General features: G+C 66.4%; 22 protein-coding genes. 17 read left to right on the top strand and 5 right to left on the bottom strand.

All coding sequences use genetic code 11. From position 1 onward, the window contains the following. The first annotated feature begins 128 nt into the window (after positions 1-128). Entirely contained in the window at positions 129-1,055 is a 927-nt protein-coding gene (gene metF, locus MTX35_RS11170; RefSeq protein ID WP_243595103.1) for a methylenetetrahydrofolate reductase [NAD(P)H], read from the top strand. A 6-nt stretch (positions 1,056-1,061) separates the two neighbouring features. Here metF and MTX35_RS11165 read toward each other — a convergent pair whose 3' ends face one another. From MTX35_RS11165 to MTX35_RS11145, 5 genes are read right to left on the bottom strand one after another with little or no spacing between them, the layout of a single operon-like run. Beyond that, the gene (locus MTX35_RS11165; RefSeq protein WP_243595008.1) at positions 1,062-2,231 is read right to left on the bottom strand and encodes a glycosyltransferase family 2 protein; all 1,170 of its coding nucleotides are present in this window, start codon (positions 2,229-2,231) and stop codon (positions 1,062-1,064) included. Then, a complete protein-coding gene (locus MTX35_RS11160; protein WP_243595007.1) occupies positions 2,228-2,983 on the bottom strand; it encodes a DUF3153 domain-containing protein in 756 nt (251 codons plus the stop codon). The genes MTX35_RS11165 and MTX35_RS11160 overlap by 4 nt, the downstream gene beginning before the upstream one ends. 27 nt (positions 2,984-3,010) lie before the next feature. Further along, the gene (locus tag MTX35_RS11155) at positions 3,011-3,853 is read right to left on the bottom strand and encodes a carotenoid biosynthesis protein (protein ID WP_243595006.1); all 843 of its coding nucleotides are present in this window, start codon (positions 3,851-3,853) and stop codon (positions 3,011-3,013) included. After that, positions 3,850-5,457: an NAD(P)/FAD-dependent oxidoreductase gene (locus MTX35_RS11150; protein WP_243595005.1), complete on the bottom strand. Its 1,608-nt coding sequence runs from the start codon at positions 5,455-5,457 to the stop codon at positions 3,850-3,852. The genes MTX35_RS11155 and MTX35_RS11150 overlap by 4 nt, the downstream gene beginning before the upstream one ends. A gap of 4 nt (positions 5,458-5,461) precedes the next feature. Continuing rightward, positions 5,462-6,079, bottom strand: coding sequence for an N-acetyltransferase (locus MTX35_RS11145; protein ID WP_243595004.1), 618 nt, complete (start codon positions 6,077-6,079; stop codon positions 5,462-5,464). 195 nt (positions 6,080-6,274) lie between these two features. On the opposite strand from MTX35_RS11145, the gene MTX35_RS11140 reads away from it, so the two are divergent. From MTX35_RS11140 to pgeF, 16 genes are all read left to right on the top strand, one after another. Further along, positions 6,275-6,730: an SAV_6107 family HEPN domain-containing protein gene (locus MTX35_RS11140; protein ID WP_243595003.1), complete on the top strand. Its 456-nt coding sequence runs from the start codon at positions 6,275-6,277 to the stop codon at positions 6,728-6,730. Between the two features lie 227 nt (positions 6,731-6,957). Then, the gene (locus MTX35_RS11135; RefSeq protein WP_243595002.1) at positions 6,958-7,395 is read left to right on the top strand and encodes a DUF3040 domain-containing protein; all 438 of its coding nucleotides are present in this window, start codon (positions 6,958-6,960) and stop codon (positions 7,393-7,395) included. 539 nt (positions 7,396-7,934) lie between these two features. Beyond that, the gene (gene mraZ / locus MTX35_RS11130) at positions 7,935-8,366 is read left to right on the top strand and encodes a division/cell wall cluster transcriptional repressor MraZ (RefSeq protein WP_094679124.1); all 432 of its coding nucleotides are present in this window, start codon (positions 7,935-7,937) and stop codon (positions 8,364-8,366) included. Positions 8,367-8,585: 219 nt separating this feature from the next. Then, positions 8,586-9,617, top strand: a complete 1,032-nt coding sequence (rsmH, locus tag MTX35_RS11125) for a 16S rRNA (cytosine(1402)-N(4))-methyltransferase RsmH (RefSeq protein ID WP_243595001.1) — start codon at positions 8,586-8,588, stop codon at positions 9,615-9,617. Further along, the gene (locus tag MTX35_RS11120; RefSeq protein WP_279395843.1) at positions 9,614-10,408 is read left to right on the top strand and encodes a hypothetical protein; all 795 of its coding nucleotides are present in this window, start codon (positions 9,614-9,616) and stop codon (positions 10,406-10,408) included. The genes rsmH and MTX35_RS11120 overlap by 4 nt, the downstream gene beginning before the upstream one ends. Beyond that, the gene (locus tag MTX35_RS11115; RefSeq protein ID WP_243595000.1) at positions 10,405-12,261 is read left to right on the top strand and encodes a penicillin-binding protein 2; all 1,857 of its coding nucleotides are present in this window, start codon (positions 10,405-10,407) and stop codon (positions 12,259-12,261) included. Before MTX35_RS11120 ends, MTX35_RS11115 begins: the two co-directional genes overlap by 4 nt. A gap of 158 nt (positions 12,262-12,419) precedes the next feature. Beyond that, positions 12,420-14,021 carry a UDP-N-acetylmuramoyl-L-alanyl-D-glutamate--2,6-diaminopimelate ligase gene (locus MTX35_RS11110; protein WP_243594999.1) on the top strand — a complete coding sequence of 534 codons (1,602 nt, stop codon included), beginning with the start codon at positions 12,420-12,422 and terminating at the stop codon, positions 14,019-14,021. Further along, entirely contained in the window at positions 14,018-15,526 is a 1,509-nt protein-coding gene (gene murF, locus MTX35_RS11105) for a UDP-N-acetylmuramoyl-tripeptide--D-alanyl-D-alanine ligase (RefSeq protein WP_243594998.1), read from the top strand. Before MTX35_RS11110 ends, murF begins: the two co-directional genes overlap by 4 nt. After that, a complete protein-coding gene (gene mraY / locus MTX35_RS11100; protein ID WP_243594997.1) occupies positions 15,523-16,608 on the top strand; it encodes a phospho-N-acetylmuramoyl-pentapeptide-transferase in 1,086 nt (361 codons plus the stop codon). The genes murF and mraY overlap by 4 nt, the downstream gene beginning before the upstream one ends. A 3-nt stretch (positions 16,609-16,611) precedes the next feature. Further along, entirely contained in the window at positions 16,612-18,072 is a 1,461-nt protein-coding gene (gene murD, locus MTX35_RS11095) for a UDP-N-acetylmuramoyl-L-alanine--D-glutamate ligase (protein ID WP_243594996.1), read from the top strand. After that, the gene (ftsW, locus tag MTX35_RS11090; protein ID WP_243594995.1) at positions 18,069-19,655 is read left to right on the top strand and encodes a putative lipid II flippase FtsW; all 1,587 of its coding nucleotides are present in this window, start codon (positions 18,069-18,071) and stop codon (positions 19,653-19,655) included. The genes murD and ftsW overlap by 4 nt, the downstream gene beginning before the upstream one ends. Beyond that, complete coding sequence (gene murG, locus MTX35_RS11085; RefSeq protein WP_243594994.1) at positions 19,652-20,794, top strand: undecaprenyldiphospho-muramoylpentapeptide beta-N-acetylglucosaminyltransferase; 1,143 nt, start codon at positions 19,652-19,654, stop codon at positions 20,792-20,794. The genes ftsW and murG overlap by 4 nt, the downstream gene beginning before the upstream one ends. Positions 20,795-20,857: 63 nt before the next feature. Further along, positions 20,858-22,348 carry a UDP-N-acetylmuramate--L-alanine ligase gene (gene murC / locus MTX35_RS11080; protein WP_243595101.1) on the top strand — a complete coding sequence of 497 codons (1,491 nt, stop codon included), beginning with the start codon at positions 20,858-20,860 and terminating at the stop codon, positions 22,346-22,348. Continuing rightward, a complete protein-coding gene (locus MTX35_RS11075) occupies positions 22,345-23,139 on the top strand; it encodes an FtsQ-type POTRA domain-containing protein (protein ID WP_243594993.1) in 795 nt (264 codons plus the stop codon). Before murC ends, MTX35_RS11075 begins: the two co-directional genes overlap by 4 nt. Positions 23,140-23,307: 168 nt before the next feature. Then, entirely contained in the window at positions 23,308-24,576 is a 1,269-nt protein-coding gene (gene ftsZ, locus MTX35_RS11070) for a cell division protein FtsZ (RefSeq protein WP_243594992.1), read from the top strand. Further along, the gene (gene pgeF, locus MTX35_RS11065) at positions 24,573-25,340 is read left to right on the top strand and encodes a peptidoglycan editing factor PgeF (RefSeq protein WP_243594991.1); all 768 of its coding nucleotides are present in this window, start codon (positions 24,573-24,575) and stop codon (positions 25,338-25,340) included. Before ftsZ ends, pgeF begins: the two co-directional genes overlap by 4 nt. Positions 25,341-25,354: the final 14 nt, after the last annotated feature.

Raw genomic sequence — 25,354 nt, 5'->3', positions numbered from 1 at the left:
CTCGAAACCCGGCACCGATGTCCGGCGTGAGATCGACGTCGGGGAGGCCCGACGGGGCTGCGGCGGCGGCCACCTATGATCTTCGGGTGAGCGAAGAATCCGTCAGGGGGCGGTCGAGTCGAGGATTCGTGACGAGAACGCCGTCCATCGTCGATCGACTGCGAACGGAACCCGACGCCAGGATCCCGTTCTCGGTGGAGTTCTCGCCGCCGCGCGATGCCGACGCCGAGGCCAGATTGTGGCGAGCGGTTCGCGAGTTCGAACAACTCCAGCCCGCATTCGTGTCGATGACCTACGGCGCAGGTGGTTCCACTCGCGATCGGACGGTGCGAGTCACCGGTCAGATAGCCGAGGAGACCACTCTGCTTCCTGTGGCGCATCTCACCGCGGTGTCGCACAGTATCGACGAGCTGCGGTCGATGGTCGGGTCCTATGCGGACCGTGGCATCACCAACATCCTCGTCCTGCGCGGAGACCCGCCGGGAGACCCGCTCGGCGACTGGGAGAAGCATCCCGACGGAGTCGAGTACGCGGAGGAACTCGTCCGGATGGTGCGCGATCTCGGCGACTTCCACGTCGGGGTCGCGTCGTTCCCCGAAGGACACCACCGCGCCGACGACCTGGAGCAGGACACCCGGTGCCTGGTCGGCAAGCTACGGGCGGGTGCGGAGTACTCCATCACACAGATGTTCTTCGATGTGGACGACTATCTGCGACTGCGCGACCGAGTGTGCGCGTACGACGCCGAGCAGGGTGCCAAGCCGATCATTCCCGAGATCATGCCCATCACCTCGCTTCGGTCGGTTCGCCGGATGCTCGAGCTCTCGGGGACGACGCTGCCGACGTACCTGGACGAGAAGTTCACCCGCGCTGCCGGATCCGGCCCGGAGGAGGACCGCGCCGCCGTTCGTGAGGTGGGCATCGAACTCGCCACGAACATCGGTGAGCGCCTGATCGCCGAGGGTGCGCCCGGACTGCACTTCATCACGCTGAACTTCGCACGCGCGACGCGTGAGGTGTTGAGCAACCTGGGGCTCGCGGCCGCACGAGTCTGAGACGGGTCAGGGTTGCCGTGCGGGCATCGGGCGCGACTTCCACGTGAGGGAGCCGCGACGCCTGCGCACGTGGGACTCCGCGACGAGTCCGACGAACGCCAGGATCGAGACCGGATGCACCGCAGCGTCGAGTGCGTCGCGGAACCCGAATCGCGATCCCACCTCGCGACGCCGCGCGGCCATCCGAGACACAGCGCCCGCGAGGTAGCCGGCCGAACCGAGTCGACGCGTCGAACCCGAGGCCGTGATCGCCGCGATCGGCGGCAGCACGTACACGACGGACAGCGCCAGAGCCGCCGCAGTCGAACCCACCGGTCCACCGAACTCGTTCCACAACCACCTGCTGTAGCCGGACCGCAACTCCGCACCCGAGCGATACATCCGACACCGCACGAATTCCGCGCCCGACGCCACGGCCGTCGAGAATCCTCGCCGCCGAAGAGCACGTGCCAGGTCCAGGTCCTCGGTTGCGCTGGCCGCGACGCAACCGTGGCCTCCGATGGAGCGATACGCGGCGGCGTCGAACGCCATGAACTGGCCGCAGGCGACCGCCATCGACGGGGCGAGCGTGGCGTTGCCCAGTAGCACGGGAAGTGTGGACATCCACGACCATGAGAGCAACGGCTGGACGAGTCGCTCGGCCGCACTCTCTGCGAGCTGCTCGGGCCATGGGCACAGCAGGGCAGCACCGCGCCGCCGTAGCAGCCTGGTGGAGGCGGCGACGGCCTCCGGCTCCAGTCGAACATCGGCGTCGACGAACACGATCATCGACGCCAGCGGGTGGTCCTCGGCAGCCAGTCGCGCGAGCTCGGCGCACGCTGCAGCCTTGCCGGTCCAGCCGTTCGGGGGAGCCGCCGTCGAGGTCACGATGCGAACCCGTGGATCACCGTTCGCGGCCGCGCGAGCAGCGGATGCCGTTCCGTCGGTCGAGTCGTCGTCGAGGACGATGATCCGCAGATCGGTGCACGATCGCTGACGCCTGAGGTCGCCTATCAGCGCAGGCAGAGTCTCGACTTCGTTGCGGGCGGGAATGCAGACGACGACGCGTTCGGTGACACGGTGATGCGGAGCGCGCAGACTCGGCATCGACCACGAGTTGAGCAGCGACAGCGCAGCCGACGCCGTGGCGAGCACGGTTGCGGTCGCCGTGGTTCGCGCGAGCAGACGTTCTTTCACACAGACGTTCTGTCGGTCGAGTTCCCGGATTCGGTGCGCCGCGTTGCGCGGTTGCGGAGCGGCGGGTTGCGAGACACCCACGCCATGGCACCCACGATGGCTGCAACGCCGACGGTGACTCCGCCCACGATACCGGCCCAACCGGCGAAGCTCCGAGTGTTGGGGTCGGGGTAGTTGACCTCGGCACGCAGCGACGTGACCTCACCTGCCGGCAACTTCCACGAGATCGAATTGTCGCTCTCGCGGGTGCCGTTGGTGGTGCCGATTCGAGCAGGAAACGCAATGGTGAACTGCACGTCCGAACCCTGCACCGGCACTGAGGACAGATCGGCGTTGCCTGCCAGGGTGACTGTGTCACCGGAACGCTGCAGCGTCAGCTCGAACGATCCGGCCGCGTTCTGGAATATCGAGCCGAGCGTCTGCACATCGCCGAACGAGAGATCGTCGAACATGGCCTGTGATCCGACATACCCGTCCTGGTTGTACGGCTCGACGCGCACCTTGTCCTCGAGCGAGGAGGGAACCACCAGCTCCGGTCCGGTGTCGGAGTCCGACGTCGGCACGCCGGCCGCCACGATCTGACCTGCCACCCGGTCGTTCGCGGACACACCCATCGTGACCTGCACCCGCAGGCAACCGGCCAGCATCGGCGCGACGAGCAGCGCCAAGGCGACCACCGAGAGAACTCGGCGGCGGTGGGTTCGATGAGAGGTTCGCGATGTCGACTGCACAGCGACATCGTGCCAGGGCATCGAGCCGATGTCAGTCGGCAGGGGTTGTCAGCGAGGCGTGTCGGTACCGGAGCGATCGACGGCTGCGTTCGATCGGGGCGCACGCCATCTGTCACGACGGGCCATCCAGATCAGCGGAATGCCGACGACGCCCATGACGACGAACCCGTACACCGCGGAGAATCGAAGTTCCGGACCGTCCAGGAACACTGCGTGCGCGAGTGCCGACCCCAGCCAGGTCCACAGGAACAGCCCGATGGGCACCGTGTCGTCGGACGACCGAGGGCGGCCGAGGACACGATCGAACAATTCGATGACCGCAGCCATCAACGTGGCCACCACCAGCCAGCCGAGGTAGTTGGTCAGCGGAATCGACGGCACTCCTGGCAGCCCCACGGAACCGGCGGTCCAGGTCCACTGTCCATCGGTGACCATCTGTGGATCGAGGTAGAGGTCCCAGCCGACCATCCCCACGGCCACCGCCACGATCCGTAGCGTCGTGGCGCGCGCGTGCGTCGTGTCGAGACGGCGAACGACGAAGGTCACTGCGCACCAGATCGGGTAGAACCCGGCGGTCCAGGCCAGCGGAACGACGACGGGAACATCGAACAGACTCGGGCCGAGGCGATTCTGCGCGTAGTAGTACTCGCCGAACGGGATCCCGGTAGCCGTGCCGACGAGTTCGGACGCGAATCCCGTTCCTGCGGTCACGACGACGAGCAGGGCGGCCCACAGAGCACCCCGATGAAGTGCGGCGTGCGCGATGGAGGCGAGGGCAAGACACGCGACCACTGCCACGGTCACGGCGTCGCGCGTCGACCCGGACACCAGCGGGTAGACGATCTGAGCTCCGACCGCAACGACTGCGAAGACGACTGGAACTGTCCTCATTCCTGCCTCCTCCCGAAGAATGCACGACGGCGTCCTGCGCGCGCGTCGGCGATCGCGATCCTCGCCGCGGACCGACCGCTGGCCGCTGTGACACCGCCGCCCGGATGAGTCGATGCGCCGGTGAGATACAGCCCGTCGGCACCGGGGACCCGATGACCGGCCAGTTGAGGGTGTGGGCGCCACATCATCATCTGGTCCAGCGACATGTCCAGGTGCATGATGTTGCCTCCGATCAGACCGAGCTCACGCTCGATGTCCGGCGGCGACTGAACATACCGATCCAACACCGATCCGGCGAAACCAGGTGCGTAGCGGTCCATCTCGGCCACGATTCGGTCTGCTTCGTATTCGGCCAACGAACGCTCGCCCGGCACGTCCGATCGCCATCGTCGGCCGTCGGCGAGTGTGTGGGGATGCCATTGCGACCACAGGGAGATCTGGTGCTGGCCGGGCGGCGCGATGGTGGGGTCCAGGGCGCTGAACGACATGCCGAGGACAGCAGGTGTGGGCGGTAAATCACCGGCAAGGGCGTGACCGTGGGCCAGACGCAGTTGTGCGCGGTCGCGGACGAGCAGGGCGAGACCGTGGGTACCGTCCTCGATGCAGTCGGCGCTCGGATACTCCGGCAGCGCGTCCGTGGCCAACCGAACCGCTGTACCGATCCCCGGACCCACTCGTATCGTGCTGCGCCATCGAGCGATCTGTGCCGAGTCGTGTCCACCTGCTGCGAGCAGGTCGAGGGTGGTCACGATGTGGCAGCCGGCCACGACGATGCGACTGTCGATCTCCCGTCCCGACGCAGTCCTGGTGGTCCAGCCGTGCGGGCGACGCACGAGGGTCGTGACGGCGTCTCCGAGTGTCAGTGCAGCACCGTCGCGCTGCAGGCGAGCGATCATCGCCTCGGTGAGCGCGCCGCTTCCGCCGACGGCGCGGCCGGGCGGAAGGGTGTGCATGAGAGCAGCGAAGCCGACCATCGGTGCAGTACCCGGCTCGGACATCGGCGGACCCGACTGCGCGCCGAACCACGCGAGCGCGGCCTTGAGTCGCTCGCTCGAGAACATCTCGTCCAGCAGGGAATCGCCGGTGGCGAGAAACTCACGCGAGAGCATGCTGCCGCCGTCGGGCGCGCCGAGGCCCCAGAAGGATCGGAGCAGTTTCGCGCCGGTGGGTGGCCCACCGAACGCACGCATGGTGCGTTCGCTGCGGGGACCCCAGACGGAGACGAAGGTGCGGTAGGCGCGCGCGTCGGCTGCGCCGCAGGCAGCGGCGATCGAGTCGCAGGTTCGGTCGAGGTCGCGGTGGAAGACGATGCCGCGTTCGTCGGAGCCCACGGCTCCCGGCGCGAACGCCCAGGGATCGCAGTCGAGGTAGCGCAGTCCGAACTCGGCGAGTCCGAGCTCCTCGACGATGCCGGTGTGACGAATCATGATGTGCGCCGACGAACCGCGGTCGACACGGTGGCCGGGAAAGCGTTCCACCGTCGACACCGCGCCACCCGCGACGGAGTCGCGCTCGAGAACCTCGACCGACATGCCGGCATCGGTCAGGTAACAGGCAGAGGTCAGGGCATTGTGGCCGGAACCCACCACCACAGCATCGATCACATCTTCAGGCTACTGGCCCGTCGAGCGGCAACCGGCGGCCCAGGACTGCGAAGGGGCGTCGGTCCCCGGCGAAAGTGAAGTCCCGCAGCACGTCCTGGAAGCCGAGCCGCCGGTACAGCCGCCAGGCCCGGTTGTCCTCCTGCGCGACTTCCGGTGTGGACAACATCACGTTGGCGGCGGAGACGCCGTCGAGCAGTCGAGTGCACAGTCGGCCACCGAGGCCGTGTCCCTGAGCGCTCGGACGGACGTGCAACTCGGTGAGCTCGAAGTAGTCCTCGAGGGTGGCCTCGACGCTGCGGGGAGAGTGCCCCGTGCGCCGCAATCCGTCGCGTACCTGCTGATGCCACCACTGATGCGCCGCGCCGTGGTAGCCGTATGCGACGGCGACCAGCGAGTCCGGCTGCATCGGGTCGGCGTTCGGAAGCAGTGCACCTACTGCACGCCAACCCGGCCGATGCAGATGTTCGCTCCACATGGGGGCCCTGCTCTGCTCGGTTCCACGTGGATAGCCCATGGCCTCGACGTAGATGGACAGTGCCTCGAACAGCCGCTGGCGGAATTCCGGGGGCGTCAGATCGACCAGGTACGGCGTTGTCTGCGCGTCGGTGGCGACTGTTCTCAACCTTTCTTCGGAAACTTGTCGGTGGGCACAGCTATATTGAATGTGTCGAACGGGTGTTCGACGATCGGGGCCGAGTGCGCCGGTGGCTTCGGCTCGATCGTCGAGTCGGATTCTCCGGAGTTCGACTGTAAGGCTTCGCCACGGTTCCGGCCGCGTCAGGTACGCGTCGGAGATTCGAACTGGAGGTGTTCGAGTATGACGATCACGAAGGCATTCGATGCCGAAGTGCGGTCGCCGGTGTCGCGTCAGGCGCGAGTCCTGCTCGGTCGAGCCGATGCACTGCTGTCCGAGTCCATCGGGGAGAGCGACGCCGGAGATCGGTTTCTGGGGAGCTATGCCGCGGCGCTGAAGGGTGCGGCAGCTGTGCTGGCGTCGCTGCCCAACTCGATCGGAGCGCGTCCGCGCTCGCGCAGCGCATGGGTGCTGATGGCAAAGGCGGCACCGGATCTCGCCGTCTGGGCCGATTATTTCGCGTCCTTCTCTGCCACCCGCGCTGCTGTGGAGGCCGGTGCGTCGAGCACGATCGCCGAGCTCGATGCCGACGATTTCTATCGACATGTCAGTCGTTTTCTGAACTCGGTCGAGGATCGACTCGGCGGGCAGCCGCGATTCGCGTCCGTCGACCCGATGACGGCACCCTTGTCTGCATAGCTGAAGAAGCAGGTCTTCGGTCGACAAATGCCACGTCATACGGTGTTCACGCGAAGTTTTCGGGACGTGCGTCTCGAAAACTTCGTTGTTTCTCAGGAACACATCGACCGACTAGGTGGTAAGCGGCCGATTCAGCTCGTATCATCGACAACAGGTAGCCGCCAAGGTCAGCTTCCCGTCGTTTCGCAACCGAAATGACCTTCAATATCTGTGCAGGGGGAGGTACCGTGCCACTCTCCGAGCACGAGCAGCGCATGCTCGATCAGATCGAGAGCGCTCTCTACGCCGAGGATCCCAAATTCGCCTCTCATGTGAGGGGCGGTCGCGTTCGCGCGGCGTCGAGCAGGAGGCGCTTTCAGGCTGCCGCACTGTTCGCTGTGGGACTCGTGTTGCTCGTCGCCGGTGTTGCATTGTCGACGAACAGTCTGGCTTTTCTCGTCGTCAGCCTCATCGGCTTTTTGTTCATGTTCGGTGCCGGGGCACTGTTCCTGTTCGGCGGCTCCAACAAGGGAGCCGCAGCGTCGCAGGACGATGGCAGCTCGGTCAACGATGCTGCCGAAACGTCCGGGCGTAGTTCCGGGCAGAAGTCGAAGGGTGGCCGCAAAGGCGGCAGCTTCAGCTCTCGGATGGAAGATCGGTTCCGCAAGAGGTTCGAGCAGGACTGAGTCGACCAGGTTCCAGGCAACCGGCCTGTACCGGCTCGTCTGCGCAGCTTCCCGCGCTCACTAAGAACAGCACCTCACCTTCGGGTGAGGTGCTGTTGTCGTTTCTGCCCTCCCATGGACTCCGTGGATCCGGCCCACTGCTGAACCGCCCGCGCTACTCGAAGTCGCGTGGAGCGCTGTTCGGGTAGCTCTGCCCGCCGGTGGCGCGGGCTGCCCTGCCTCCCCATCGCTCCCCACTGTCGGCCACCCTCCCCACTTCTCCCCACCGGTGTGCCCTTTTCTGGTGCTGATTCGTCTTCGCTCACCACTGTCAGTGCTGAATGCCTGGTCGAACCGTCATTGTGCTGAAATTGTGCGCCATCACTCTCGTGCATCACACTCCTCTTCGGCCGGCGCATCACTGTCGCCACCATCGATCTTGTGTACATCGACCTGCGGATTTACGTGTGTTCCCAAAGTTTTCCGGCGGTGAATGGTTCGAAGTGGGGGAGAGTGGGGTAAAGTGGTCCGCAGCGGAGAGTCGAGGCTGGAGGTGGCGAGTGTTTCTCGGTACCTACACGCCGAAGCTCGACGACAAAGGTCGACTCACGTTGCCGGCCAAGTTTCGGGACGCGCTTGCAGGAGGTGTCATGGTGAGCAAGGGGCAGGATTTCAGCCTTGCTGTCTACACCGCGGCAGACTTCGCCGAGCGCTCACGGAAGTTGACGGCAGCTTCGCGTGCCAACCCCAAAGCCCGTGCCTACGTTCGCCAGTTCTTTTCGGGAACCGACGAACAGCGACCGGACGGACAGGGTCGGATCACCATCAGTGCCGAGCATCGCCGTTACGCGGGGCTCGAACGCAACTGTGTGGTGATCGGTTCGATGGATTTCATCGAGATCTGGAACGACGAAGCGTGGGCCCGCTACTCCGCTGAGAACGAGCAGGATTTCTCCGACGCTTTCGACGAGTCCCTCGGAGGGATCTTGTAGCCCGCCCAGGTCGCCTGCGAGTGCAGCGAGGCCTCTGCCCGATCAGAACCCTGACGTTCTTCCCCAACGCCAGGTTTCGCAGATCAGGACCCTGACGTTCTTCCCCAACGCCAGGTTCCCTATCGGACAGGGACCTCGATGCATTCGCATCGGCTTCCGTGGGCGACCCGCACGGCCCGGACCCGGGCGAGAAGTACGTACGCACGACCGGGAGGAACCATGACGGAGGGCGCCGGACCGGACGAGAGCGAATCGTCCGCAGACCGAACCCACCGTCGATCGGCAGGCCCGGTTCATGTTCCGGTTCGTCTCGAGCGAGCCGACGAACTGCTCGGACCCGCACTCGATTCCGCCGACGGTCGACGCGTCATGATCGATGCCACCCTCGGACTCGGTGGTCATGCCGAGCACTTTCTTCGGACCTATCCGCACCTGCACCTCATCGGACTCGACCGGGATCCCGACGCCCTGACGCTCGCGGGCACCCGGTTGGCTCCCTTCCGCGACCGAATCACGTTGGTGCACACCACCTACGACGGAATCGCAGAAGCGCTCGACGAGGCGGGCCTGCCGCCGGTCGACTCCGTTCACGCCATTCTCTTCGATCTCGGCGTGTCGTCCATGCAGTTGGACGAGTCCGATCGCGGATTCGCGTACTCCGTCGATGCCCCACTGGACATGCGAATGAATCCGACGGTGGGAATCACTGCCGCCGATGTCCTCAACACGTACTCGCACGGTGAGATAGCCCGGGTACTCAGCACCTACGGCGAGGAACGATTCGCAGGCAAGATCGCCTCCGCTGTGCTGCGTCGACGTGAGCACACACCCTTCACCACGAGCGGCCCGCTCGTCGAATTGCTCTATGCCGCAATACCGGCTGCGACGCGACGTACCGGTGGACACCCTGCCAAGCGCACCTTTCAGGCCCTGCGCATCGAGGTCAACGGTGAACTGGACTCCCTGAAGGCAGCAGTACCTGCCGGGCTCGACGCCTTGGCGGTCGGCGGTCGAGTGGTCTTCATGTCGTATCAATCGCTCGAAGACCGAGTTGTCAAGCAAGAGTTGGCACCTCGGATCAAGTCACGCAGTCCCGAGGGGCTGCCGGTCGAGCTTCCCGGAATGGGTCCGGAGTTCCGACTCCTGACCAGAGGTGCCGAGCGTGCCTCGGATGCAGAAATCGACGTCAACCCACGTTCGGCTCCGGTGAGATTGCGCGCCGCCGAACGGATTGCAAGGAGAGCGGAATGACGGTTCCAGGCACAACCGTTGGAACACAACGCAATCGGGTTCCGGTGCCGCGGCACGAACGTACCAGCAAGGGCAGTGGACGGTCCGGTGCCGCACTACGCGCGTACGAGCGCAGGCAACAGCGCGTATCGGTCCACACCTCGGATTCTGCGCGTGGGTCCGGAACCGGTGCGCGGCCGACGCTGAACGGAAGCGCTATCGCTGCGCGAATTCCGTTCGTCGCGTTGATCATCGGTCTGCTCGCCATCGGTCTCGGTCTGACCTTGCTGCTGACCACTCGGTCGGCGGGCGACTCCTACGATCTCAGTGCCGCCAAGGCCGTCAACACCGAACTGGCTCAGCAGCGGGCGTCGCTGCAGAAGGATGTCGAATTGGCGGAATCCGCCCCCGAGTTGGCGCGCAAGGCCGCCGAGCTCGGAATGGTCCCGGCGAAGAACCCCGCGCGTCTGATCGTCGCGCCGGACGGCGGCGTCCAGGTCGTCGGTACCCCGGCTCCGGCCGACGGTACGCCGGTGGCACCGCTGGATCCGGTCTCGTCCGCAGCCGCAGGCGAGGGCACCGTCGCGAATCCGAGCACGCAGTCATCGCAGCAGCAGACGCCGAGAAGCGCATCGCAGCCCAACCGGCCGTCGGGGACGATCGACACCCGCGCCGCCACGCCGAACTCGAGCAATGGAGCTGGAAACACCGCGCTTGCTGAACAATTGGTTCCCATGAGCATCCCCTCGCTCGAAACACCTGCGGTAGAGGCGCCCGAGTCCACCGGCGAAGCATCGGGTGACGGGCAGTGACCAGGCCTACGCCTGCTCCACGCCGTCGGCCACCGAGCCGAAAGCGTCTCGACTCGTCCACCTTTCGGTTCCGTCACGGCACCGGCCGCGTTCTGATGTACCTGGCGCTCGCCGTTGCGGCGGCCCAGTTGCTGTGGATTCAGGGATTCGATGCACCGAGGTTGTCGGCCGAGTCGGCGTCCCAACGCACCACCACTCTCGTCGATCCGGCGATGCGTGGATCCATCCTGGACCGGAACGGCAATCCGATCGCCTTCACGATGGAGGCCAAAGCGCTGACGTTCCAACCGGTTCGGGTTCGCAAGGAACTCGACGAGGCCCGGGCGAAGGACCCGACCGAGCCGGAGACGGAGCAGTACCTCGAGGACATCGCCGCACGCATCCACAGCGACCTCGGCGATGTGATCAGCGAGAAGGATCTGCTCGCGAAGCTGAAGAGCAACGACGAGTTCACCTACCTCGCCCGCGGGGTGGACGCCACCGTGGCGTCGAAGATCAGCAAGGATTTCAAGCAGGTCGGACTCGAGCGTCAGGACATCCGTGAGTACCCGGGCGGATCGCTGGCCGGGAACATCGTCGGTGCCACCGGATGGGACGGACACGGCCTGCTCGGTCTGGAGGATTCGCTCGACGCGACCCTGGCCGGAACCGACGGTTCGCAGACCTACGACCGCGGTTCCGACGGTGCCGTCATTCCCGGTAGTTGGCGAGACAAGCAGCCGGCCGTCAACGGTTCCAACGTCGAACTGACCATCGATGCAGATCTGCAGTACTACGTGCAGCAGCAAGTGCAGTTGGCGAAGGATCTGTCGGGAGCGAAGAACGCCTCGGCGTACGTGCAGGATTCGCACACCGGCGAGGTGCTCGCCATGTCGAACGACAACACCTTCAACCCCGGTATCGGCGTCGGTAACAACGAGCGCACCAAGGAAATGGGCAATCTGCCCGTCACCACACCGTTCGAGCCCGGTTCGGTGAACAAGATCATCACCGCGGCCGCAGCCATCGAGTACGGACTCACCACACCCGACGAGGTGCTGCAGGTGCCGGGCAGCATCTTCATGTCCGGCGTGTCGGTCAAGGATGCGTGGGATCACGGCGTCGCGCCGTACACGTCGACCGGCGTGTTCGGTAAGTCGTCCAACGTCGGCACCCTCATGCTGGCGCAGCGCGTCGGTGAGGATCGCTACGCCGACATGCTCACCAGGTTCGGTCTCGGTCAACGCAGCGACGTCGGTCTGCCCGGCGAGAGCGCGGGAAACGTGCCGAGCCGCGATCAGTGGTCGGGCGGTACGTTCGCCAACCTTCCCATCGGTCAGGGACTGTCCATGACGCTGCTGCAGATGACCGGGATGTACCAGGCCATCGCCAACAACGGGGTCCGGATCCCGCCGCGAATCGTCGAAGCGACGGTGGACGCCAACGGTCAGCGAACCGAGACCCAGCAGCCCGACGGGGTGTACGTGGTCAGTCCCGATACCGCGAAGACCGTCCGGAACATGTTCCGATCCGTCACTCAGGACGACACGGGGAACCAGCGCGGTACCGGAGTTGCCGCGGGGGTCGAGGGTTACCAGATCAGTGGCAAGACAGGTACGGCTCAGCAGGTCGACCCCGAATGCAAGTGCTACTCGAACTCGAACTACTGGATCACGTTCGCCGGTATCGCGCCCGCGGACGATCCCCGCTACGTGATCGGGATCATGCTCGACGCTCCGACTCGCAGCGCCGACGGTTCGGGCGGCCAGTCGGCAGCGCCGCTGTTCCACAACATCGCCAGCTGGATGCTTCAACGGGACAGCGTGCCGATGTCTGCCGACCCCGGACCCAAGCTGGTTCTGCAGGCGGACTGAGACCGGCGACCCGCCGGTCGAGAGTCGGGGTGGCGGCACCACCATCCCGGACGCCGGTAATCTGACACATCGGCTCGGACGCGTTCGTTCGGCTGTCGCCGCGGCGTGATCGAGCCGCGGCAGGCGCGCGGCCGGCAGTAGAGAGGAAGGGAGCAGGAGTGACTGTGTCATCGGATTCACACCCGGCTCCGGGTTCACGTCCGGCGCATCCACCACACACCGAAGTTCGGGAGGTGGCGTCCGCGGTCGGTGCAACGATCGGCGAGGGCGACCCCGCCGGTGTGAGTGTGACCGGTATCGATCTGAGAGCACAGTCCGTTGTTCCCGGCGATCTCTTCGCAGCGCTGCCCGGATCTTCTCGACACGGTGCCGAGTTCGTCGCCGACGCGGTCGAGCGTGGTGCGGTGGCGGTGCTCACCGATCCGGCCGGACTGGAGATCGTGCGGGGAGCGCTCGCAGGCACGGATCGACAGGTTCCGGTACTCGTTCACGATCATCCGCGCCAGGTACTGGGGGCGGTCTCCGCGCTGGTGTACGGCAACCCGTCGACGAAGATGACCGTCATCGGTATCACCGGTACGTCGGGAAAGACGACGACGTCCTATCTACTCGAAGCCGGCCTGACCGCGGCCGGTCGTCGGTGCGGTCTGATCGGCACCATCGAGACACGTGTTCTGGGCCGGCATGTACCGAGCGCGCTCACCACGCCCGAGGCTCCGCAACTCCATGCTCTCTTCGCGGTCATGGTCGAGGAGGGCGTCGACACGGTGGTCATGGAAGTGTCCTCGCACGCATTGTCGCTCGGCCGGGTCGACGGCACCCGCTTCGCGATCGGTGCATTCACCAATCTTTCGCAGGATCACCTCGACTTTCACAATTCTCTCGAGGACTACTTCTCGGCCAAGAGTCGATTGTTCGCGGCCGACTCGGCGGTTCGTGCCGACACCGCCGTGGTCTGTGTCGACGACGCGTGGGGCGTTCGGATGGCAGAGATCGCTCGATCGGCCGGGTCGACCGTGGTGACCGCGTCGACCGGTGCCGATTCGCAGTGGACGGTGTCGGACTGGGCCAAGCACGACGACGGCACGCAGTCGTTCACCGTCGCCGATCCGCAGGGTGCGTCGCTGCCGGTCTCGGTCCGGTTGCCGGGGCGCTACAACGTCGCCAACACCGTCCTCGCGTTGGCGACCTGCGCGACGGCCGGGGCCGATGTGCGCAGCGCCGTGGCCGGGGTCGCGACGGTCGACGTACCCGGTCGCGTGCAGCGGATCGATCGTGGGCAGAACTTCCTGGCGGTGGTCGACTACGCGCACAAGCCTGCTGCCGTCGAGGCCGTGCTGGCGACGCTGCGCGAATCCTCGCGCGGACGGATCGCGGTGGTGCTCGGAGCAGGTGGCGACCGCGACACCGCAAAGCGTCCGCTGATGGGTGCCGCCGGAACGCGCGGTGCCGAGCTGCTGGTGGTGACCGACGACAACCCGCGCAGCGAGGACCCGGCCGCCATTCGGCAGGCCGTCGAGGACGGTGCGCTGTCGGTGCCCGAAGAGGCCCGCGGTGAAATAAGGAACGTGGCAGGCCGCGCAGCGGCGATCGAACAGGCCGTGGCGTGGGCACGCGAAGGGGATGTTGTGTTGATCGCAGGTAAAGGGCACGAGACCGGCCAAGAGATAGCAGGCGTGAAGCATCCGTTCGACGACCGAGTGGTCCTGGCCTCGGCCATCGATGCGCGTCGGGTCGGCACGAGCGCGGGCGTACGGTGATCCCACTCTCGATCGACCGCATCGCCGAGATCGTCGGAGGCACGGTGCACGACGTGCCGGATCCGACGGTCGTTGTGCCGGGGCCGGTGGAGTTCGACTCCCGCAAGGTGACCCCCGGCAGTGTCTTCCTCGCCCTTCCCGGCGCGAAGGTGGACGGTCACGACCACGCCGCCGACGCGGTGGCCGCAGGTGCGGCACTGGTGCTGGCCGCGCGTCCGGTGGGCGTACCGGCCGTGGTCGTCCGTCCGGTTCCGCACGACAGTCGCGCGATGGCGCTCGAGAACGACCCGGACGGCTCCGGTTCGGCGGTGTTGACTGCACTCGGCGCTCTGGCCCGGGCCTCGGTGCTCGAGTTGACCGCCGAGCACGGCCTGACCGTCGTCGGCGTGACGGGATCCTCGGGGAAGACCTCCACCAAGGATCTGATCTCTGCGGTTCTCGAGCCCCTGGGCTCGGTGGTGGCACCGCCCGGATCGTTCAACAACGAACTGGGACATCCGTGGACGGCGCTGCGGGCCGATGCCGAGACCGATTTCCTGTGTCTGGAGTTGTCCGCCCGGGGAATCGGCCACATCGCCGAACTCGCCACGCTCGCACCGCCCCGGATCGGGGTGGTGCTCAACGTCGGAACCGCGCACCTGGGCGAGTTCGGCTCGCGCGCAGCCATCGCACTGGCGAAAGGCGAACTGGTCGAAGCTCTGCCGAGGGCTGCCGACGGGGGAGTGGCGATTCTCAACATCGATGACCGTCTCGTCGCCGAGATGGCCACGCGCACAACGGCATCCGTCGTCACGGTGGGGCGCAACGCAGATGCCGACATCAGAGCGACCGACGTGCAGGTCGACACCGACGCCCGGGCGTCGTTCACCCTCGAATGCGCAGCGGGTACGGCAGCGATCACCCTGGCGGTGCACGGTGAGCATCAGGTCGGCAACGCTCTTGCAGCAGCGGCCGTCGCACTCGAGTGCGGGGCAACGCTGGCGCAGGTCGCCGAGGCGCTCGGGGCAGCCGCGCCGACGTCGATCAGGCGGATGGATGTGCGCACCCGTGCCGACGGCGTCACTGTCGTCAACGATTCGTACAACGCCAACCCCGATTCGATGCGCGCTGCGCTCAAGGCACTGGTGTCGATGTCGCGTCGCGACGACGGACCGAAACGCCGCAGCTGGGCGGTGCTGGGGGAGATGGGCGAACTGGGTGCCGACTCGGTGGTCGAGCACGACGCGATCGGTCGCCTCGCGGTGCGCCTGGACGTCGACCGTCTGATCATCGTCGACAGCGGTCGTCCCACTCGGGCGCTGCACCAGGGTGCCGTCATGGAGGGTTCGTGGGGCGAGGAGTCGATGCTGGTCCCCGATCGTGAGTCGGCGATCGAGGTACTGCTCGACGAGGTGCGTCCCGGCGACATCGTGCTGGTGAAGGCCTCTCAGTCCGGTGCCATGTGGACCGTCGCAGACGCTCTGTTGGCCGATGCATCGAGCGCCGCTGCGGAGGGTGAGCAGTGAGGCAGATCCTGTTCGCCGGCGGCATCGCGCTCGCGGTCGCGATTCTGCTGACCCCGGTGCTGATCAAGGCGTTCTCGAAACAGGGTTTCGGCCAGGAGATTCGCGTCGAAGGCCCGGCGAGTCACCAGTCCAAGCGCGGCACTCCCACGATGGGCGGCGTCGCGATTCTGGTCGGTATCTGGGCCGGTTACTGGGGCTCGCATCTGATCGGCATCGGGTACGACGCCGACGGTCCGTCGGCCTCGGCCCTGCTGGTTCTCGGCCTGACCACGGTGCTCGGCCTGGTCGGCTTTCTCGACGACTTCATCAAGATCCGCAAGCAGCGCAACCTGGGTCTGAACGCGACCGGGAAGTACGTCGGTCAGATAACGGCTGCCGTGCTGTTCGCAATCCTGGTGTTGCAGTTTCGCAGCGACAGTGGTCTCACCCCGGGCAGCACCCAACTGTCGTACGTTCGCGACATCGCCACCTGGTCGATGTCCGCGGTCGTCTTCGTGTTCTTCGTCTGTCTGCTCGTTATCGCGTGGTCCAACTCGGTCAACCTCACCGACGGACTCGACGGCCTCGCCGCCGGGTCGATGACCCTGGTGCTCGGCGCATACACCGTCATCACCTTCTGGCAGTACCGCCAGGCGTGCGCAGGCCCCTCCGGGCCCGCCCCCGGTTGCTACGACGTTCGAGATCCCCTCGACCTGGCCCTGGTCTGTGCGTCCGCTGCCGGTGCGTGCATCGGCTTCCTATGGTGGAACGCCGCGCCGGCGAAGATCTTCATGGGTGACACCGGCTCTCTTGCCCTCGGCGGTCTGATCGCCGGTCTGTCGGTGGTGACGAAGACGGAGCTGATCATGGTGGTCATCGGTGCGCTGTTCGTCGCGGAGGCCGCGTCGGTCGTCATCCAGGTCGCGGTGTTCCGATCCAGTCGCCGACGCGTGTTCCGGATGGCCCCGTTCCATCATCACTTCGAGCTGGCCGGTTGGGCCGAGACAACGGTGATCATCCGATTCTGGCTGCTGGCCGCCATTGCGTCGGCCGTCGGACTCGCTCTGTTCTACAGCGAATATCTCGCTGCTGTCGGCGGATAGCGCATGGATGACTCCTCGACCGACCTGACCTGGTTACGCGGCAGTTCGGTGCTGGTGACCGGTGCCCGTGTCTCCGGACTCGCCGTCGTCCGACCGTTGCTCGATCTCGGTGCCGTCGTCACGGTTGCCGATTCGAGTCGTGCCGCGCTGGACGATGCGTCGAAACTGGGTGCGGCGGTGGTGCTGCAGGACGACCTGCTCGGCGATCCTGCGGCGCTCGCTGCGTTTTCGCTCGTCGTCACCAGCCCCGGTTTCCGGCCCGATTCGCCGGTGCTGGCGGCCGCCACGAACCGAGGCATTCCGGTGTGGGGCGATGTCGAGTTGTCCTGGCACGTGGACCGGGCGGAGCTGTACGGCCCCAGAACTCGCTGGCTGGTGGTCACCGGAACCAATGGAAAGACGACCACCACCTCGATGCTCGCCTCGATCCTCGACGCCGCCGGTATCGATTCGGTGGCCTGCGGCAACATCGGACTCCCCATCGCCGACGCGTTGCGCGGTACCCCGCATCCGCGCGTGCTCGCCGTCGAGTTGTCGTCGTTCCAGTTGTTCTGGGCCCCGTCGGTGCGTCCGGCGGCGGGGGTGGTGCTCAACATCGCCGAGGATCATCTGGATTGGCACGGCGGGATGGACGGATACGTCCAGGCCAAGGCTCGTGCGTTGACCGGCGATGTGGCGGTGGTCGGTCTCGACGACTCGCGGGCGGCGAGTTTGTCGATCGGGTCTCCGGCGTCGACCGTTGTCGGTTTCCGGTTGGGTGAGCCGGCCTCGGGTGAGCTGGGGGTTCGGGCAGGGACGCTCGTGGACGACGCCTTCGGCGAGAACGTCGATCTCCTCCCCGCCGACGAAGTCGAGCCGAGTGGACCGTCCGGCATTCTCGATGCGCTCGCGGCAGGCGCGCTGGCTCGGTCGATCGGCGTGGAGCCCGGCGCTGTTCGGGTGGGATTGCAGACGTACCGGGTCGGGCCGCATCGGGCGGCGGTGGTGCGCGAGGTCGGCGGGGTGACGTTCATCGACGATTCGAAGGCGACGAATCCGCATGCTGCTCGCTCGTCGATCGCTGCGCACGATCGTGTCGTGTGGATCGCGGGCGGGTTGCTCAAGGGTGCGGTGATCGACGATCTGGTGGTCGACATCGCCGATCGACTGGTTGCCGCGGTCGTCCTCGGGCGCGATGGGATGCAGATCGCAGAGGCTTTGGCGCGACACGCGCCCGATGTTCCGGTCGTCAGGCTCCCTTCGGGAGACGATGCTGGTGTGACTCATGGTGCTGAAGATGCTGATGCGGTGATGCGGGCCGTCGTGGCCCACGCGGCCGAACTTGCCGCGTCGGGGGACACCGTCCTGCTGGCCCCGGCCGCCGCGTCACTGGACATGTTCGCCGACTACGGTCACCGCGGCCGCAGCTTCGCCGAATCCGTCCAGCTTCTCGACGCCACCGACATCGGATCGCAGCGATCGTGACCGCGGCAGTACAGGCACCGCGCCCACCTCGTCGTACCACCGCTCCACGCACCCGAATCGGCCTGTGGTTCGGCCGGCCGCTCGCGTCCTTCCACCTCGTCGTCACGATCGCCGTCCTGCTCACGGTGTTGGGACTGGTGATGGTGCTATCGGCGTCGTCCGCCGAGTCCTTCGCAGCCGACGAATCCGGTTACGCGCTCTTCACCCAGCAGCTGATCGGTGTCGCGCTGGGAGTCGTCGCGTTCTACGTCGCTCTTCGGCTGCCGGTTCGGTACCTCAGGAAGCTGTCGTTCCCGCTGTTCCTGGTCTCGATCACCATGCTGATGCTGGTGCTGATTCCGGGCATCGGTGCCGAACGCCAGGGTGCACGCCGCTGGTTCGATTTCGGCGTCGTGTCCTTCCAGCCGTCCGAGCTGGCCAAGGTCGCACTGGTTCTGTGGGGTGCGCACCTGTTGGCTTCGCGTCGCAGCGAACACGGCAACATCAAGTCGTTGCTGGTGCCGCTCTTGCCTGCGGGTCTGCTGATGTGTCTGCTCGTCGTACTGCAGCCGAACCTGAGTACCGCCATCGCCCTCGGCATCATCCTGGTGGCGCTGCTGTGGTTCGCGGGCCTCAATGCCCGGCTGTTCGGTGCGGTGCTGATGACCGGTTTGGCACTGGCAACCGTCCTCGCGTTCACAGCCGGTTATCGATCCAATCGCGTCAAGGCTTGGCTCAACCCGGGTGAGGACACCCAGGGCCTGTCGTATCAGTCAACTCAGGCCAAGTATTCGCTCGCCGACGGCGGAATGTTCGGTCGTGGGCTCGGCCAGAGCCGCGCGAAGTGGAGTTACCTACCCAACGCCCACAACGACTTCATCTTCGCCATCATCGGCGAGGAACTCGGAATGATCGGCTGCCTCGCAGTCATCGGACTATTCGGCCTCTTCGTCTACACCGGGCTGCGGATCGCCATGCGTTCGGTCGATCCGTTCCTGCGCCTACTGACCGCGGGTGCCACGTGCTGGGTGTTCGGTCAGGCCATGATCAACATCGGCTACGTCGTCGGGCTGCTGCCGGTGACCGGTCTGCAGCTGCCGCTGGTGTCCTACGGCGGTACCTCCACCGCGATCACGCTGCTGATGTTCGGCATCATCGCAAGCGCCGCCCGACACGAACCGGAGGCGATCGCAGCCCTGCACGCGGGGCAGGAGGGCCGTATTGCGCGGGCGCTGAAACTGCCGCTGCCCGCCGTGTTCTCGCCCAAGCGAGCCGCGATGGCGCGGTCGAAGTCCACTCGCCCCACGTTGGCGGCGCAGGATCGCAAGCGGCTCGAGTCCCGTAAGGGCCAGGGCAAGGACGGCCGTGCAGCGAGGGCAGCCGAGCCGGGCCGTACTCGCACACGAGCCTCCAGTTCCAGGACGAACACGATGTCTCCGAAATCGACCGGCTATCGGGGCGAGTCGTCCCGCGGGAATCCCCGGCGCAGTGAGCCCGTCCGGCGAGAGCCCGCTGCGGGGTCGCGATCGGCCCAGCGTCCTCGGCCGGAACCACAACCCGGTCGCCCACCCGTTCGCTCGGGTGAGCGAGGATATCGACGGTGAAGCAGACATCTCGACCTATTTCCGTAGTGGTGGCCGGCGGCGGAACGGCCGGGCATATCGAGCCTGCGCTCGCTGTGGCCGACGCGCTGCGTGTCCTCGACCCCACCGTCACCGTCACCGCTCTCGGCAGCAGCCGCGGGTTGGAGACGACGCTCGTCCCGGCTCGCGGGTACGCACTGGAACTCATTCCGCCTGTTCCGCTGCCCCGTAAGCCCACCGTTGACCTGCTCAAGCTGCCGCTGCGCGTCGTGCGATCGGTGCGCCGCACCCGGGAGATCTTCGCGGCCGTGGAGGCCGACGTACTCGTCGGATTCGGCGGCTATGTCGCGTTGCCGGCCTATCTCGCTGCCCGCGGTCGACTGTTCGGCCGTGGCGGACGAATTCCTGTGGTCATCCACGAGGCCAACGCGCGAGCGGGCATCGCCAACAAGGTCGGTGCCCGGTCCGCCCAGCGGGTGCTCGCAGCCGTCGCCGGGTCGGGTATCGCCGCGCACGGAGCTGCCGACGCGGACGTGATCGGAATTCCCGTCCGTCCCACCATCACCGGACTCGACCGGGCTGCCGTCCGGGCGGAGGCCCGCGCCCACTTCGGCCTGCCGGAGAACGGCCCTGTTCTCCTGGTGTTCGGCGGCTCGCAGGGGGCCCGGTCACTCAACGACGCGGTGTCCGGAGCCTCGGCAGCCCTCGCCGGTGCCGGTATCTCGGTTCTACATGCGCACGGTCCGAAGAACTCGCTCGACGTCGAGCAGAGCAATCCGGACGCGCCGTATGTCGCGTTGCCGTACATCGACCGGATGGATCTCGCGTATGCGGCCGCGGACCTGGCGATATGCCGGTCCGGTGCCATGACCGTCGCCGAGGTCTCCGCAACCGGGCTGCCTGCGATCTACGTACCTCTCCCGCACGGGAACGGCGAGCAGGAGCTCAATGCCCGTCCCGTGGTCGACGCCGGAGGTGGCATCCTGGTATCCGATGCGACACTGACCGAGCAGTACGTGCGCGAGACGGTGGTGGCGCTGTTGGCCGATACCGACCGAATTGCCACCATGTCTCGTGCCGCGGCCGGTGCCGGGCACAAGGGCGCAGCAGCTGCCGTCGCGCAGATCGTGCTCGATACCGCGCACGCCGCGCGGCGCTGAGCTGGGCGGCGTCGAGCATGCGAAGAGAACGAGGGAGACGTCCGCGTGACAACTGAGGGTGCGATGTCGGATCTGCCGGCGGAGCTCGAACGAGTACACATGGTGGGCATCGGTGGTGCCGGAATGTCCGGCATCGCGAGGATCCTGCTGGCTCGCGGGGGACAGGTGTCGGGTTCGGATGCCAAGGAATCGCGCGGCGTGCTCGCACTGCGTGCACGCGGTGCGCAGGTCCGCATCGGTCACGACGCCAGCGCCCTGGACATGATCGACGGTGGACCCACCGTGGTGGTGACGACCCACGCCGCGATTCCCAAGACCAATCCCGAACTCGTCGAAGCGCGGGACCGTGGAATCCCGGTGGTGCTGCGTCCGGCAGTGCTGTCCTCGCTCATGCAGGGGTACCGCACGTTGTTGGTCTCCGGTACGCATGGAAAGACGTCGACCACATCGATGCTGGTCGTCGCCCTCCAGCATTGCGGGTTCGACCCGTCTTTCGCCGTCGGGGGAGAGCTCAACGAAGCCGGAACCAACGCCCATCACGGCAGCGGAGACGTGTTCGTGGCCGAGGCGGACGAGAGTGACGGCTCGCTGCTGCAGTACGCCGCCAACGTCATCATCGTGACCAACATCGAGGCCGATCACCTGGACCACTTCGGCACCACCGAGGCCTACGTGCAGGTGTTCGACGACTTCGCCGCGCTTCTCGGTCCAGGTGGTGTGCTCGTGGCGTGCATGGACGACCCCGGTTCGGCGGCGCTGGCCCGACGCGTGGTGGACAGGAACATGCCAGGAGTGACAGTGCTCGGCTACGGGTCCTCGGACGTCGACGCGGGGCCGGTCGAGATGGCCGTGCGTCTGTTGGCGTGGGAGCCCGAGGACATCGGTGGCGTCGCGCAGTTGCAGATCGCGGGTGAGGATGCGGCGCGCACGGTGCGGCTCGGCGTCCCCGGACGGCACACTGCCCTCAATGCGTTGGCGGCGTTCGTCGCGGCGCGTCAGGTCGGTGCCGGTATCGAGGAACTGCTGGCCGGGCTCACCGGTTTCGGCGGCGTCCACCGGCGTTTCCAGTTCACCGGCCGCGAGCACGGTGTCCGCGTGTTCGACGATTACGCCCACCACCCGACCGAGGTGCGCGCGGTGCTCACCGCAGCGCAGGCTCTCGTCGCCGGCCAGGACCACGGCCGGGTGGTCGTGGTGTTCCAGCCGCACCTGTACTCGCGCACAGCGACGTTCGCCGAGGAATTCGGTGCCGCGTTGTCCTTGGCCGACGAGATCGTGGTGCTCGACGTGTACGGCGCGCGCGAGGAACCACTGCCGGGTGTGACGGGTGCGTTGGTCGCCGCCTCGGTCACCAAGCCGGTCAACTACCAGCCGGATCTGTCGTTGGTGGCCAAGCAGGTGGCCCATCTCAGCGTCCCGGGCGACGTCGTCATCACCATGGGTGCGGGAGACGTGACGATGCTCGGCGGACCGATCCTGGATGCACTTCGCTCGAAGACCGATTTCGGTGCTGCGACCGGCCGCGGTGTACCGAAGGATCGGCCGTCGACGTGACTCGTCGCTCCGACCGAGTTCGTTCGTCGAGGTCGGGAAACGCTGCAGGAGAAGACGATTCACCCCCCGTACTCACCGACAAGCAGGCGCGCGCGCTGGCCAGAGAAGAAGAGCGCGCCCGGGTGAAGCGGTCGAGGCGCAAGGCGCTGCTCATCGCGGCGGCCGTGGTGGCTCTCGTGGTGGGATCGGCTGCGCTGGTGTATCTCACGCCGCTGTTGTCGGTCCGGACCATTTCGGTCGCGGGGCAGTCGTCGGTATCCGAGCAGGAGATTCTCGAGCGGCTCGACGTTCCCGCCGGGCTTCCGCTCGTCCGGGTCGATACTGCAGCGGCGGCGCAGCGGGTGGCGACGATCCCGGCCCTGGCGACCGTGCGTGTGCAACGGAAGTACCCGTCGACCGTGCAGGTGACGGTCGAGGAACGAGTTCCGGTGGCGTTCTTCGATTCTCCCGACGGCACCCATCTGCTCGATTCCACCGGGGTCGATTTCGCGATTGCACCGCCTCCGCCGGGGGTGGTGCGCCTGGTGACCGACAATCCGGTGTTCGGTGATCCGGTGACGAAAGACGCACTGGCGGTGCTCGATACGTTGCCACCGCTGCTGCGCGATCAGGCCGCAGAGCTGCGCGCGAGCACCTTGTCCGACATCTCGATTCTGCTGCTCGACGGTCGCACTGTCGTGTGGGGCAGCAAGGAGGACTCGGAACGCAAGGCTGCGGTGGCGATCGCGCTGCTGTCGCAACCCGGTCAGATCTTCGATGTCTCGAGTCCGGATCTGCCCACCACGAAATAAGTTTCGTCCGTGACGGGAATTTCGGCGCGGCGTCGGCGCGCCTAATGGCGATAGTCGTCGGCGATGAATAGCGTTTCGACCAGTTCAGTACTTGACATAACTCTAAGCCTGTGGTTTAGGTTGAGGGTTTCCATTTTTCACGCAACACTCCACGGAAGGCGAGAGCCCATGACGCCCCCGCACAACTACCTCGCCGTAATCAAGGTCGTCGGCATCGGCGGCGGCGGCGTGAACGCGGTCAACCGCATGATCGAACAGGGACTCAAGGGAGTCGAGTTCATCGCGGTCAACACCGACGCTCAGGCCTTGCTGATGAGTGACGCAGACGTCAAGCTCGACGTCGGCCGCGAACTGACCCGAGGACTCGGTGCCGGAGCCGACCCCGAGGTCGGTCGGCGTGCCGCGGACGATCACAAAGACGAGATCGAAGAGGTACTCAAGGGTGCCGACATGGTCTTCGTCACTGCGGGCGAGGGTGGCGGCACCGGTACCGGCGGTGCCCCCGTCGTCGCCAACATCGCGCGCAAGCTCGGTGCGTTGACCGTCGGTGTCGTCACCCGTCCGTTCTCGTTCGAGGGCAAGCGGCGCGGCGGCCAGGCCGACACCGGCATCCAGCAGCTCCGTGAGTCGTGCGACACGCTCATCGTCATTCCCAACGATCGACTGCTCCAGCTCGGCGACGCCGCCGTCAGCCTGATGGACGCATTCCGCAGCGCCGACGAGGTGTTGCTCAACGGCGTCCAGGGCATCACCGACCTGATCACCACCCCGGGTCTGATCAACGTCGACTTCGCCGACGTCAAGGGCGTCATGTCCGGCGCAGGCAGCGCATTGATGGGCATCGGTTCCTCCCGCGGTGAGGGACGCGCGATCAAGGCCGCCGAATCGGCGATCAATTCGCCGCTGCTCGAAGCCTCGATGGAAGGTGCACGCGGTGTGCTGCTGTCCATCGCCGGTGGATCCGACCTCGGTCTGTTCGAGATCAACGAGGCGGCGTCGCTGGTGCAGGAAGCCGCCCACATCGACGCCAACATCATCTTCGGAACCGTCATCGACGACTCGCTCGGCGACGAGGTGCGCGTCACAGTCATCGCCGCAGGCTTCGACGGCGGCACCCCGACGCGTCGCCCGGTCGAAGCGGCCGCCTCGACGCGCAGCCCGATCGGATCGGCTCGCTCGGGCGAGGTGTCGTCGCGGTCGAGCGAGGGGTCCGACGGTGCCGTGTTCCGCGACCCGGTCGGTGCACCGAGCGGCAGCAGCCTGCCGCCGTTGAACTCGTCGAGCTCGTCCAACCGTGAATCGTCCAGTCGCGAATCGGCAGCCGGCCAGGGCCGTGACTCGAGTGGACGCGAGTCGGTCGGATCGGGACGTCGCGTGCCGATCGCCGAGGACGAGGGCGAAGACGATGTCGATGTGCCGTCCTTCATGCGGCGGTGAACGAGGCCGCATCCGCCGGTCCGTTTCGTGTCCGACGCGTCTCGACGACGCGAGCGGGCGGAGTGTCGGCACCGCCGTTCGATACGTTCAACCTCGGTGATCACGTCGGTGACGACCCGGCAGCGGTAGAGGCGAACCGTCGACGCCTCGGCGATCGGTTGGGTATGGGACTCGACCGGCTCGTGTTCATGGAGCAGGTCCACGGACGCACCGTCACCGTGGTCGACGGTCCGGTCACCGAGCCGGTGTCGATGACCGACGCGTTGGTGACGACGCAGCGCGATCTGGGTCTGGTGGTGTTGACTGCCGACTGTGTGCCGATTCTGCTGTCCGACGAAGAAGCCGGAGTGATAGCCGCTGTGCATGCGGGCCGGGTCGGTGCCCGTATCGGCATCGTCCCGCGAGTGCTGGCTGCCATGGTCGAACTCGGCGCGGTTCCGGAGCGGATCGGTGCGTTTCTCGGTCCGGCCGCGAGTGGTCGCCAGTACGAGGTGCCCGCGCAGATGAGAGCGGACGTCGACAAGCACCTTCCCGGCAGCGCGACGACAACCGTCCGCCATACGCCGGGCCTGGACATTCCCGCCGGTATCCGCGCGCAACTGCTCACAGCGGGAGTGTCCGGGGTGGCGCAGGATCCGCGATGCACCATCGAGGACAGAACTCTGTTCAGTCATCGCCGCGAAGGGTCGACCGGCCGAATTGCCAGTGTCGTGTGGATGGACAGCACATCCCCGAACGATCGTCCCGAAGCGGCCCATCGGTGAACCGGCAGGGAAGG

It is taken from the genome of Rhodococcus sp. ARC_M12 (assembly GCF_022810385.1).
GTDB lineage: Bacteria > Actinomycetota > Actinomycetes > Mycobacteriales > Mycobacteriaceae > Rhodococcoides > Rhodococcoides navarretei.
The sequence above is the reverse complement of the archived record's forward strand: the minus strand, read 5'-3'. Positions and strand labels throughout refer to the sequence as shown.